Source organism: Pirellulales bacterium, assembly GCA_035533075.1.
Taxonomy (GTDB): Bacteria; Planctomycetota; Planctomycetia; order Pirellulales; family JAICIG01; genus DASSFG01.
Genome location: DATLUO010000219.1, coordinates 22,720 through 35,924, shown reverse-complemented (window position 1 = coordinate 35,924; position 13,205 = coordinate 22,720). Strand labels below are relative to the sequence as shown.

At 62.8% G+C, this 13,205-nt stretch carries 8 protein-coding genes and 1 pseudogene; 7 read left to right on the top strand and 2 right to left on the bottom strand.

Annotated features, from left to right (window positions below; all coding sequences use genetic code 11):
- Positions 1-41: 41 nt before the first annotated feature.
- Both VNH11_28135 and VNH11_28130 read left to right on the top strand, forming a co-directional pair.
- Positions 42-1,520, top strand: a complete 1,479-nt coding sequence (locus VNH11_28135; protein HVA50256.1) for a HAMP domain-containing sensor histidine kinase — start codon at positions 42-44, stop codon at positions 1,518-1,520.
- Positions 1,517-2,887: a sigma-54 dependent transcriptional regulator gene (locus tag VNH11_28130; protein HVA50255.1), complete on the top strand. Its 1,371-nt coding sequence runs from the start codon at positions 1,517-1,519 to the stop codon at positions 2,885-2,887. Before VNH11_28135 ends, VNH11_28130 begins: the two co-directional genes overlap by 4 nt.
- Before the next feature lie 240 nt (positions 2,888-3,127).
- On the opposite strand, the pseudogene VNH11_28125 reads toward VNH11_28130, so the two are convergent.
- Positions 3,128-3,328: pseudogene (locus VNH11_28125) on the bottom strand (Rdx family protein).
- 337 nt (positions 3,329-3,665) lie between these two features.
- Here VNH11_28125 and VNH11_28120 point away from each other — a divergent pair.
- Positions 3,666-4,244 (top strand): family 16 glycoside hydrolase, encoded by a 579-nt coding sequence (locus VNH11_28120; protein ID HVA50254.1) that lies wholly within the window; start codon positions 3,666-3,668, stop codon positions 4,242-4,244.
- Positions 4,245-4,355: 111 nt separating this feature from the next.
- Here the strand turns inward: VNH11_28120 and VNH11_28115 are convergent, their stop codons facing one another.
- On the bottom strand, positions 4,356-5,135 hold the full coding sequence (locus VNH11_28115) for a hypothetical protein (GenBank protein HVA50253.1): 780 nt from the start codon (positions 5,133-5,135) through the stop codon (positions 4,356-4,358).
- 267 nt (positions 5,136-5,402) lie between these two features.
- Between VNH11_28115 and VNH11_28110 the strand changes: the two genes are divergently transcribed.
- The 4 genes from VNH11_28110 (at position 5,403) to VNH11_28095 (ending at position 13,057) form a co-directional block, all read left to right on the top strand.
- Entirely contained in the window at positions 5,403-6,257 is an 855-nt protein-coding gene (locus VNH11_28110; GenBank protein HVA50252.1) for a deoxyribonuclease IV, read from the top strand.
- Positions 6,258-6,576: 319 nt separating this feature from the next.
- On the top strand, positions 6,577-7,878 hold the full coding sequence (locus VNH11_28105) for a DUF1501 domain-containing protein (protein ID HVA50251.1): 1,302 nt from the start codon (positions 6,577-6,579) through the stop codon (positions 7,876-7,878).
- Between the two features lie 92 nt (positions 7,879-7,970).
- Positions 7,971-10,460, top strand: coding sequence for a PPC domain-containing protein (locus tag VNH11_28100; GenBank protein HVA50250.1), 2,490 nt, complete (start codon positions 7,971-7,973; stop codon positions 10,458-10,460).
- Between the two features lie 200 nt (positions 10,461-10,660).
- On the top strand, positions 10,661-13,057 hold the full coding sequence (locus VNH11_28095; protein HVA50249.1) for a DUF1549 and DUF1553 domain-containing protein: 2,397 nt from the start codon (positions 10,661-10,663) through the stop codon (positions 13,055-13,057).
- Positions 13,058-13,205: the final 148 nt, after the last annotated feature.

Genomic DNA, 13,205 nt, shown 5'->3' with positions numbered 1-13,205 from the left:
CATCTATGATGCCAAGGGAAGCTCTTTTTCGCGACTTTGCCATGCGCTGGCCCATCCGCTACCAAATCCTGGTTCCCTTCGCCGCGGCCATGCTGATCGGTCTGGTGTCGGTCAGCGCGCTCAGCGCGCTCCTGGCGGCCCGACGCGCCGAGCGGCAAATCGACGAGCAAGTGCGCAATCTGGGGCGCACCCTCGTGGAGTCGACCTTCCCGCTCACCGACACCGTGTTGGAACAAATGCGCGGCCTGAGCGGCGCGGAATTCGTGCTCTTCGACGCGTCGGGCAAGGTCGCGGCGCGGAGCAAAACGGCGCCCGCCCACAGCGCGGGCCGCTTGCCAGGCCGCCCTTGGCAACAGCTTGCCTTGGGGCCGCTCATCGAAGCCGGCGGCAACGGTTTCTTTCTGTCGTCGCTGGCCATGCCGCCGCGGGGACCGGCGACGCAATCGTTGACGCTCGATATTCTTTATCCCGAGCAGCATTGGCGGGCCAGCCGGCGCGAAGCCGCCCTGCCGCCGCTCCTCGTCGGCGCGGCGACGCTGGCCGCGTTTATGGTGGTGGCCGCCGTCATCGCCGTTCGACTCGGCCGCCCCATCGCCCGTCTGCGCGCCCAGGTGGCCCGGCTTGCCGAGGGCGATTTTCAGACCCTGCCGTTGCCGCAGCGAAACGACGAGCTGCGCGATCTCGCGCGCGCCGTCAACGTGCTCGCCGAGCAATTAACGCAGATGCGCCGCGCCATCGGCCGGGCCGAGCGCTTCACGTTGCTGGGCCAGCTCAGCGGCGGACTGGCCCACCATCTACGCAACGACATCACCGGCGCTCGCATGGCCGTGCAGCTTCACCAGCGGCACGGCTGTCATGCCGATGACGAGAGCCTCGATGTCGCCCTGCGGCAGCTTCAGTTGACCGAAGAGCACTTGCAACAGTTCCTCTCGGCCGGTCAGCCCCGGCCGCTGCAGAAAACCCGTTGCGATCCCTGGCCGATCGTCGAGCACGTCGCCAAGATGATCGAACCGACTTGTCGCCACCGTAAAGTCGACCTGCGGACGACCGACGAGCGTCGCGACTCGCCGCTCATTACCAACGAAGGCGAGGGCTGCGTCGAAGCCGACCCGGAACAACTCCGGCAACTGCTGATGAACCTGGCCCTGAACGCCGTCGAGGCAGCCGGACCCGGCGGATGGCTGCGGTTGGAGCTTGCCGCGACGAAACAAGAAGTGCTGTTGCGCGTGCTCGATGGCGGGCCGGGCATTGCCGCCGAGATCGCCGAGCGGCTGTTCGAGCCTTTCGCCACGATGAAGCCCGAAGGCATCGGCCTGGGGTTGGCGGTTGCCCGACAGGTCGCCCAGGCCCACGGCGGGACGCTCGATTATCGGCGCCAGGGCGGTGTGACCTGTTTTGAGCTGCGCCTGCCCAGGCACGATTTTGGATTTTCGATTTTGGATTTTGGATTGAATCAACAGCCAAAACCGGACGCGGAACAATCCAAAATCCAAAATCCAAAATCCAGAATTGCCCCATGAACGTTCTGATCGTCGACGACGAAGAGACCATAAGCTGGGCGCTGCGGCGGCTGGCGGTCGACGAAGGACATACGGCCGTCGCTGCGGCGTCGGCGGAAGAGGCGATCGACTTGGCCCGGCGGCGGCCGTTCGACCTGGTGCTGCTCGACGTCCGCTTGCCCGGCATGGATGGTCTCTCGGCCATGCGCGAATTGCAAGCGCTCGAGCCACAGGCGCCGATCGTGGTGATGACGGCGTTCGGCAATCTGGCGACGGCCGTCGAAGCGGTCCGCAACGGCGCTTTCGACTATATGACGAAGCCGTTCGACGTCGAGCAGGCGGCATCGGTCATGCGTCGGGCGCTTGCCCGACGCGTCGCGCCCGTGGCGGCCGCGCCAGCGAGCGCCGCGGTGACGGAAGAACTGGTGGGGACGAGTCCCGCCATGCAGGAGGTTTTCAAACGCATCGCGCTGGTGGCCGATACGAACGCGTCGGTGCTGATCACGGGCGAAAGCGGCACCGGCAAGGAACTGGTGGCGCGGGCCATCCATCGGCACTCGGCCTGCGCGTCCGGCCCGCTGGTGCCCGTCAACCTGGCCGCGCTCAATCCGGCACTGGTCGAAAGCGAGTTGTTCGGCCATGCGCGGGGCGCCTTCACGGGGGCCGACCAGGCCCGCCAGGGACTGCTGGAACTGGCCGACGGCGGCACGGTGTTCTTCGACGAGGCGGGCGAGATTCCGCTTCCCGTGCAGGTGAAACTGCTGCGGGCGCTGGAGCAGCAAGAGGTGACGCCCGTGGGCGACGTGCGTCCTCGCAAGGCGGCCTTTCGCGTGATCGCGGCCACGCATCGCGACTTGCGAAAGGAGGTCCAGGCCGGCACGTTTCGCGAAGACCTGTTTTTCCGCCTGGCCGTATTCGAGATCGAGCTGCCGCCGCTGCGCCAGCGGGTCGACGACATCGCACCGTTGGCCGAGCACTTCTTGCGCCGGCTGCACGCCAACGGGCAAGCAGCCTTTGCCGATGCCACGATCGACGAACTTCGCCGCCGCCCTTGGCCGGGCAACGTGCGCGAGCTGCGAAACGCCGTCGAGCACGCCGCCCTGTTGGCCCGGTCGGGCACGATCTACCCCGAGCATCTGCCCCCGATATGCCCGCCGACGGCCAATTGCGCTGTCGACGTCGGCACCGCATTGGGCGACGCGGTGCGCGGTTGGGTGGCGGCGCGGCTGGCGTCTGCCGATGCGCCGGTCGAGTTGTATCAACAGTTGCTCGACACCGTGGAGCCGCCGCTGTTCGATGCGGTCTTGGAGCGTACCGGCAACAACCGCCTGGCGGCCGCTCAGATGCTCGGCATGCACCGCGCCACCTTGCGCAAGAAGCTCGGCTGACGGTAGACGGGGCGTCGTCGAGAGAAATGGGGGTGGCTGGGGCAGAGCTTGGCCGAGACCGAGTTCGCACCACAAAACGCGCCGCCGGCCAAGCGATGCCCCGGTGGTGACGCTACCGGGGCATCGGCTGGCCGCGGCGTTTCTGAGCATTCTCGACCGTTACGTGGCCAGCCTCTGCCCCAGCCACCGAAGATGTCTCCGTTTCGCGCGTGCAGTACAAACAGACGCGAGCCGTCCGGCTCACAACCTCTTTTTAAGCTGCTTGCCGATGCTGCCGATCATCGCCTCCTCATCCGGAAACTCGCCCGTCTTGAGCTTCGAGTAGATCAGATCGCCGTCGACCGAAAGCTCGAAACATCCTCCACGGTCGGGCACCAACTCCAGGCGTTCGATCTGCAATTTGTATTGCGACAGAATTCGGCTTGCCAAACTGACAGCCTTCGGTTCGTAGTTTCAAACCGAGCAGTAGCGCAACTCGATTTTCATGGCTGACCTCCGCAAAAACTTACGTGCCAAACGTCCCTCCAGGAATGCAAAGCTCATTCCCGAAGAACCAACGCCTAACGGTAGCAGCGAAATCGAAAATGGTCCACTATAATGTCGCTGGTGCCGGCTCTGTAGGGAACGCCCTCCGTGGCGTTCCGCCGCACGACGGTTGGCGCCGTGCCGGTCTTCGCGGAACACCACGGAGGGCGTTCTCTACAGAGCCGGCCGCAAATGATTGCCGTTGGAGAAACTCACGATGGTTGCACGAAGGTTCTTGGCCATTGCTTGTTGCTTGACTGCTGGATTCCTGGCGGCCGCGGAGGCGAAACAGACGTGGACATTCGAAGACGACGCGCCGGGCACCGTGCCGCGCGGTTTTCGCGAGGAAGTCGGCGAATGGAAAACCGCCCTCGTCGACCGCGGCAAAGTGCTCTTCCAGTCGGCGAAGAACCCCGACAAGGTTTTTAACGTGGTGCTCGTCGACGGCTTCGAGGTGCAAGACGTCGATCTGAGCGTGCGCTTCAAAGCGGTGTCGGGCGACGACGACCGCGGCGGCGGACTGGTCTGGCGGGCCAAGGACAAAGACAACTACTACATCTGCCGCTATAACCCGCTGGAGAACAACTTCCGTCTCTATCACGTTGTCGCCGGCAAGCGGACGCTGCTCGACAGCCGTGACATCAAGCACACCGACGGCTGGCACACCCTCCGCGTCACCATGCGCGGCGACGGGATCGATTGCTACTACGATGGCAAACGGTATCTCGACGCCGAAGACACGACGTTCGCCGATGCCGGGCGTATCGGCCTGTGGACGAAAGCCGACGCCCGCACCTATTTCGACGACCTGACGGTGTCGGGCGACTTTTGACGGCCCGGAACGCACGGTCGTCGCTGAACGGTCAATCAGGCGAAGGAGCGAATCGAATGGACTGGCGGCAATGACTGCGGGGTGATTGCCCCCACGACGCCCACTTCAACGCTAAAGCCGGCCGGCGATTTGTTCGTGGTCCGAACTCAGGCCGAGCTTGTCCTGCATCATTTTCAAGAAGATCGGCTGGTCCTGCACGGGCAACACAAGCCGGTTGAGCAGCGATTCAAGGGTGAGACCGAAGTAGGCGACGCTCTCTTTGCATTCCCGCAAGCGTTTGACGCACCAGTCCACCAGGTAATGCTCTCCAGGGTTTTTCAGGGTCAGGCTCGCATCCTGTCCCAAGCCGTCGAGGCTGTTGAAGCACGATTGCAGCCAGAGTTTGTGCCGCAACTCCACCGGAACCAATGCCTCCCAAGATTCCACGCCGGGAGGCAAAGAAAGGCCCAGCCCATGCTCTCGCAGGGCGGTCGCAATCCGGTTCCAGCCATCGCATTGCACCTGCTCGTGACCGTCAAAAGTGCGAAATGGCTCGATCAGCAGGTGAGGCACGATCTTGTTGAGGATGACGTGCCAGGGTTCGCTGGGCCGGGGGATTTCGTCGATGTAAAGGGTTTCATCGTCTCCAACATCATTGAAGTTCAGCAGGCCGCCCAACATCTTCTTCTGCCTGGGCGTGAGGGGGATGTCCTGCTCTTCACAGACGACCGCCTCCCAGATCATAAAATAACCCTTTTCCAACCACCAGACGAAGCCATCGACGGCTTCGTCAAGGTTCCCCAAGTCATCCAGGGATCCGCCTTCGAAAAAGTCGTGCGTGGGGATGTCTGGCTCGAACTCCCAGCGGATCGAGGCTGGCCGCTTCGATGCTCGGCTTGGCTTTTTTGGCACGGTTCTGGTCCTTTCCTTGGCGTTCGCAACGGCGCAAGAAAAACCCAGTCGCAGACGGGGCAGGTATCTGGACTGGGCGGTCGGCGATTGGCCGACGCCGTCAATCTAACGCTTGCAGGCGCGCAATGCAAGCGCTCCCTGATGGGTCGGTTGATTTTTTGGTGCCGGGGCTGGCGGCTGTTTCCGGCAGGAACCGCTAAAATGAACCGTGGTCTTTAGCGGTCCCGCTGGGTCGGGCGAACAAACGGTCAGATAAGCGAGTTGAAGATGCCTATTCTCGGATCGCACACGTCGATTGCCGGCGGATACTACAAGGCCATCGAGATCGCCCATCGTTGCGGCTGCGATTGCCTTCAGGTATTCACCAAGAACAGCAACCAATGGCGGGCCAAGCCGATCCTGGAAGACGAAGCGGTCAAGTTCCGCTCGACGCTCTCGGCGTTGACCATCGGACATCCGATCGCCCACAACTCGTATCTGATCAATCTCGCCAGCCCCGACGAAGTGCTCTGGCGGCGCAGCATCGAGGCGTTCGTCGTCGAAATCCAGCGGGCAGAGCTGTTGGGCCTGGCCTACGTGGTGACGCACCCCGGCGCGTGCGTCGACAGCGGCGAAAAGCAAGGGCTGCGGCGGGTCGTCTCGGCGCTGAATAAAATCCACCGCCAGACGCGCGGGGTTCAGGTGCGCATCCTGCTGGAAACGACCGCCGGCCAGGGAAGCTGCCTCGGCCATCGCTTCGAGCAGCTTGCGGCGGTTCTCGACGGCGTGAAGCAGCCCGAACGGCTCGGCGTCTGCGTCGACACCTGCCACATCTTCGCGGCCGGCTACCCGCTGCACACGCTCCGCCAGTATCGGGCCACCATGAAGCAGCTTGCCGCCCTCGTGGGGCTGGAACGGGTGAAGGCGTTTCACCTCAACGACAGCAAACGCGAGCTCGGCTCGCGCGTCGACCGCCACGAGCACATCGGCCGGGGAAAGCTGGGCCTGGAACCGTTCCGGCATTTGCTCAACGACGAGCGGTTTCAGCAGGTGCCGATGTATCTGGAAACGCCCAAGGGGATCGTCGACGGCGAAGAGCTCGACGTGCTGAATCTGCGGACGTTGCGGGGGCTGGTTGAATAAAATCTCTTTGACATTCGCTTCGACACCGGGTATCGTCAGCTTGGTATTCGTTGATGGGTTAGGGCTGGTTTGCCCAAGAACGAATGCCAGAGACCTGCCTGGGCAGATGCCAACGCACACCCCGCATCTGCCGACAGCCGGATACGCCGCTCGTGCCGCCTCCCGAAGAGAGAGGCCGAGAGGCGCCCCACCCCGGCCTGCGGATGAAGTAGTCCAAGTTTCGCGTTTTCCGGGCCTTTTGCCGCACCGCGGCCGCCCGTGGAACCGAATGCCCGCCCTGAACCAAACCGCTTTTCAACCCCTATCGAGGAGAAGTTGCATGCTTACCGATCGCGTCGGCCGACGTGGATTTTTGACCGTGGGTGCCGTGAGTGGCATCGGACTGTCGCTGGCGGATTTCTTTCGACTTCAGGAGGCCAAGGCGGAACAAAAGAATTACGACTTCATCGAGGCCAAGGCCAAGAGCGTGATACATATTTTTCTGCCGGGTGGCATGGCCCAGCAGGAGTCGTTCGATCCGAAGCCCTTCTCCCCGCTGGAATACCGCGGCGAGATGAAACCGATTCCCACTAAGATTCCGGGGGCCGAGTTTTGCGAGGTGCTGCCTAAGACCGCGGCCATCGCCGACAAGATCACCGTGGTCCGCTCGATGTCGCACGGCGAGGCCGCCCACGAGCGCGGCACCCACAACATGTTCACCGGCTATCGGCCCAGCCCGGCGTTGGTGTTCCCCAGCATGGGCAGCGTGGTGAGCCACGAGTACGGCCCGCGGAACAATCTGCCGCCCTACGTTTGCATTCCCAACGTGCCGAACGAATTCGCCAGCACGGGCTACCTCAGCTCGTCGTTCGCCCCGTTCAGCCTCGGCTCCGATCCGGCCAACAACGGCTTCAAGGTGCTCGATCTGGCGACGCAAGGGGGTGTCGATGAAGCCCGCTTCAGCCGCCGTCGCTCGGCGCTGGAGGCCGTGAACGATTACTTCGCCAAGAAGGAAAAGTCCGACGCTTTGACGGCGATGGACACGTTTTATGATCGGGCCTACAGCCTGGTCAGCTCGCAGCAGGCCCGTGAGGCGTTCAACATCGACGCCGAATCGCCCAGCGTCCGCGACGAATACGGCCGCAATCAGGCCGGGCAGCGGATGCTGATGGCCCGGCGGCTGGTGGCCGCGGGCGTGCGTTTCGTCACGCTCACCTACGGCGGCTGGGACATGCACAACGCCATCACGCAGAGCATGCGGAACCAGATGCCCGCCTTCGACCAGGCGTTTTCGGCCCTGATTGCCGATCTCGACCGCGCCGGCCTGTTGAACGACACGCTGGTGATGGTGTCGTCGGAGTTCGGCCGCACGCCGAAGATCAACCAGAACGCCGGCCGCGACCACTGGCCGAAGGTGTTCAGCGTGGTGTTGGCGGGCGGCGGCATCAAGCGCGGCTCGATCTTCGGCTCGTCGAATTCGACCGCCAGCGAGCCGGAAGAAGACGAGATCGGACCTGCCGATCTGGCGACGACCGTGTACCACCAACTCGGCATCATCGCCGACAAAGAGCTGATGGCCCCCGGCAACCGGCCGATCGAGATCGTCGACGGCGGCAAGGTGCGCAAGGGGCTGCTCGCGTAATTATGTAGGGTGGGACCAGCGAGCTTGCGAGCGCTGGCCCACCGTTCCGTTTTGGATTTTCGATTTTGGATTTTGGATTGGAACACGAGATTATGACTTCCACAGTCCATCGAGTCGTTGTCGTCGGTTTGGCGGTTCTGCTGGCATCCAACGTCGCGCTGGCACAGCGGCGGCGGGGGTTCGGCGGGCCGCGGTTGAATGGCATTGCACCCTACGGCGCGCAGCGGGGAACCGAAATCGACGTGTCCTTCAACGGCGACGATCTCGAAGACGCTCAGGAAATCATGCTCTATTATCCGGGCATCAAAGTCCTGAGCCTCGAAGCCGGCAACGAAAAGGCCGTCAAAACGCGGCTGCAAATCGCTCCGGATTGCCGCATCGGCATTCACGCCATGCGGATGCGCACGGCCACGGGCATCAGCAACCTGCGCACCTTCAGCGTGGGCGCCATGCCCGAAGTCGCCGAGGTCGAGCCGAACAGCGAGTTCGCCACGCCGCAAAAGATCAACCTCGACGTCACGGTCAACGGTTTCGTGAACAACGAAGACGTCGACTATTACCTCGTCGAGGCCAAGAAAGGCGAGCGGATCACGGCCGAGATCGAAGGCATCCGCTTGGGCAACTTTTTCTTCGATCCGGTGCTGTCGGTCCTCGACAAGAACCGCTTCGAGCTGACCGCCTGCGACGACGCGGCTTTGGTCTGGCAAGACGGCGTGGTGTCGATCGTCGCTCCCGATGACGGCCAGTATACGATCATGGTCCGCGAGAGCGCGTTTGGCGGCAACGGCGCCTGCACCTATCGCTTGCACGTCGGACGCTTCCCGCGGCCGACCGCCGCGATTCCTGCCGGCGGCAAGCCGGGTGAGACGGTTGCCCTGCGATGGCTCGGCGACATGCTCGGTGAGCGAAGCGAGAACTATGTCGTCCCGGTCGACGCGACGGTGCCTTTCGGCCTGTTTGCCAAGGACGACAAGGGCATTTCTCCTTCGCCGAACGCCTTCGTGCTCGATGGCCTGACCAACGTGATGGAAGTCGAGCCGAACGACGCACCGGTCAACGCACCCGTGTTCGAAACGCCCGCCGCTCTCAACGGCGTGATTGAAAAGGACGGCGATATCGACTTCTTCAAGTTCGCCGCCAAGAAAGGCCAGCAACTCGACATCCATGTGCTTGGCCGCGGAATTCGTTCGCAACTTGATCCGGTCCTGTACATTCACCGCGAAGACGGCGGAACGGTGGCGGGCAACGACGACAGCGGCGGACCCGACAGCTATCTGCGATTCAACCCGCCCGCCGACGGCAACTATCTGGTCAGCGTGCGCGATCACCTGAACAAAGGCCGCGTCGATTACGCCTATCGCGTGCAACTCGAGCCGGTACACCCCAGGCTCACCATGGGCTTGCCCGAACGCAGGCAGTATTTCGACATTACCACCAGCGTACCGCAGGGCAATCGCATGGCGATTCTGGTCAGCGCTCAGCGGAAAGATTTTGGCGGCGAGTTGCTGCTCGACATGAAAGACCTGCCGGCCGGCCTGACGTTCGAAACCGTGCCCATGGCGGCCAACCAGAGCCAGGTGCCGGTGCTGTTCACGGCGGCGCCCGGTGCGACTTTGGCCGGAGCACTGGTGGATGTGATTGGCCGACCGACCGACTCGAAAATTCCAGTCGAGGGGCACGTCGAGCAGGTCACTGGGTTGGTGCGAGGCCAGAACAACATCATGGTGTGGGGCCATACCGCACACCGCATGGCCACGGCGATCACTGCTGAAGCACCGTTTACCATCGACGTTGTCGAGCCAAAGGTGCCGCTGGTCCGCAACGGCTCGATGGGCCTGAAAGTGGTGGCCAAACGCAAAGAAGGCTTTACGGCGCCGATTGCCATTCGCATGCTTTACAACCCGCCGGGCGTCGGCTCGTCGGGCGACATCAAGATCGCCGAGAACGAGAACGAAGCGGTCATTCCGCTCACGGCCAACGGCGGGGCGGAAATCCGGCACTGGAAGATCGCCGTGATTGGCCGGTCGAATGTGGGCGACGAAGGCATCATGGCCTCGACGCAACTCGCCAATCTCGAAGTGGCCGAGCCTTACGTGAAGTTCGCCTTCAATGCCACGGCCTGCGAGCAGGGCCAGGAAACCGACGTGGTGGTGAAGGTCGAGAACAACAAGGCGTTCGAAGGCGAGGCCGTCGTTGAGTTGTTGGGCACGCCGTTCGAAGTAACGACCGAGCCGACCAAGCTCACCAAGGACGCGACGGAACTCGTCTTCCACGTGAAGACCACCGCCAAATCGCCGGCGGGCCGTCATAAGACGTTGCTTTGCCGTGCGACCGTGATGGCCAACGGCGAACCGATCGTACACAACCTGGGCGGGGGCGAATTGCGGATTGACACGCCGCTACCGCCCAAGCCCACCGCTCCCGCGCCGATGCCGACGGCGGTGGCCGCCGCGCCTCAGCCAGAGAAGCCGCCCGAAAAGCGGCTCACGCGGCTGGAGCAGTTGCGGCTGGAGCGCGAGAAGGCGCTGAAATCGGGGCAGAAGCCCGAGGCAGCGGCCGGAGCCGGCGGCGGCGGCCAGTAAGGGGGAAATTGCGAATTGCGAATTGCAAATTGCAGATTTGAAATTGGTAAAGGGGCGACGATGCTTGGATGGTTAACAAAGGATCTGTCGCGATGACGTTGTCTGCTACGTGCGGTGCAAGAATACGGTCGACGGTACGGCGGTCAATTGCCAATTCGCAATTTGCATTTCGCAATTTGCAAGTTCCCCTCGTTGGTTTGGTGCTCGCATCGGTGTTGGTTTCCACGGCCGCCGCCGACGCCCCCATCGCGAAAGTAGAGGTCTTTCCGCCCGATGTTGAACTGAGCACCAATCGCGACCGCCAGAAGTTCATCGTGGTGGCCACGCGGGCCGACGGTGTGACGCTCGATGTCACAAGCCAGGCCCAAGCGAAACTGGCGAATCCGGCCCTGGCCAAACTCGAGGGCGCAACGCTCTATCCCGTAGCCGACGGACAGACCACGCTCGAAGTCGCTTTCAACGGCCAGACGTTGCCGGTGCCCGTCACCGTCAAGCAGGCCACCGCCGACCGGCCGATCAGCTTTCAACTCGACGTGATGCCGGTCTTCATGCGGTCCGGCTGCAACACCGGAAGCTGCCACGGTGCAGCCCGTGGCAAAGACGGCTTCCGCATTTCGCTCTTCGGCTTTGATCCGGCCGGCGACCACTTTCGCATCACGCACGAAATGGGCTATCGACGGATCAACCTGGCCTTGCCGGCCGAAAGCTTGCTGATGGAGAAGATCGACGGCACCGTGCAGCACACCGGCGGCAAACGCTTCGACCGCGACAGCGAGTACTATCGCACGCTGCTGCGCTGGCTCGAAGCGGGCGCGCCTTATGATGCCGGTGAAGTGGCAAAGGTGCTCGATGTTGAACTGTATCCCAAGCAGGTCGTGCTGGAAGGCGCGGGGGCGACGCAGCAGATGATCGCGCGGGCCAAGTATTCCGACGGCACCGACCGCGACGTGACGGATCTCGCCGTGTTCCTGACGAACAACGACAACTCGGCGGCGATCACGCCCGACGGGCTGGTGACGGCGGCCAATCGCGGCGAAGCGTTCGTCATGGCCCGCTTCGAGACGCATACGGTCGGCAGCCAGGTTTTGGCGTTGCCGAAGGACATCCAGTACACGCCGCCCAGCGATCCGCCGGTCAATTACATCGACGAGCTCGTCAACGCCAAGCTGCAGAAGCTCCGCATTCTGCCCAGCGAGCTTTGCACGGACGAAGTTTTCTTACGGCGAGCGACGATCGACGTCACCGGTCTCTTGCCCACCGAGCAGGAACACGCCGAATTTCTCGCCGACCAGGATCCGGCCAAGCGGGCCAAGCTGATCGACCGGCTCTTGGAGCGGAAAGAGTTCTCGGAAATCTGGGCCATGAAGTGGGCCGAGCTGCTCACGATCCGGTCGACGAACCAGGTGAGCGCCAAGTCGGCCTATCTCTACGCCAACTGGCTCTCGCAGCAGATTCAGAACAACGTGCGGCTGAACAAGATGGTGCAGGATCTGTTGGGAGCCACCGGCGGCACGTTCAAGACCCCGGCGACGAACTACTTCGAGGTCGAGCGCGATACGCTGAAAACGGCCGAGAACGTGGCCCAGGTGTTCATGGGCATCCGCACGCAGTGCGCCCAGTGCCACAACCATCCGTTCGACCGCTGGACGATGAACGACTACTACAGCTTTGCGGCGTTCTTTTCGCAGATCGGCCGCAAGCGCGGCGAAGATTACCGCGAGACGATCGTGTTCAATTCCGGCGGCGGCGAAGTGAAGCACCCGGTCGACGGCCGCGTGATGCCGCCGAAATACCTGGGCGGCCCGCAGCCGGAAGTGAAAGGACAAGACCGCCGGCAAGTGCTGGCCCAGTGGCTGGCGTCGCCCGAAAATCCGTACTTCGCCACCAGCGTGGCCAACCGCGTCTGGGACCACTTCTTTGGCATCGGCATCGTCAATCCGGTCGACGACGTGCGGATCAGCAATCCGCCCAGCAACCCCGAACTCTACAAGGCCCTGGGCGACAAGCTGACCGGTTACAACTACGACTTCAAGCAGCTCGTGCGCGACATCTGCAACTCGAAGACGTATCAGCGGGCCAGCGAGCGCAACGCCAGCAACGAATCGGACGAGCTGAACTTCGCCCACTCCCGCATCCGCCGGGTTCGGGCCGAAAACCTGCTCGATTGCATCAGCCAAGCCACCGATGCCAAAGACAAATTCCCCGGCCTGCCGCTCGGCTCACGGGCAGTGCAAATTGCCGACGGCAGCCGCAGCACCTACTTCTTGAACACGTTCGGCCGTTCGACGCGCAACACGGTCTGCTCGTGCGAGGTCAAGACGGAGCCGAACCTGTCGCAGTCGTTGCACATGCTCAACGGCGACACGATCGAAGGCAAGATCCGCAACGGCGGGTTGATTCAACGGTCGCTGAAGGAAGGCAAGACGCCGGACCAGGCGATCGAGTCGATCTACGTCCGTTGCCTCACGCGCAAGCCGACGCCCGACGAGCTGGCGAAGGTCAAAGCCGCCGTGGCCGAAGAGAAGGAGCCGCAGAAGGCGTTGGAAGACGTCTTCTGGGCCGTTTTGAATTCACGCGAGTTTGTGTTCAACCATTAACGCCGGGAGAATCATGAGCCGGCTTTAGCCGGACTTGACTTGCTTGCCACCAGCTTTAGCCGGTGGTCTGCGGTTAAGAATAACATTTGTTAGCCGGCTTTAGCCGGACTTCTCGATGGCGGCTTTAGCCCTTGCCCGCAACAAGTCT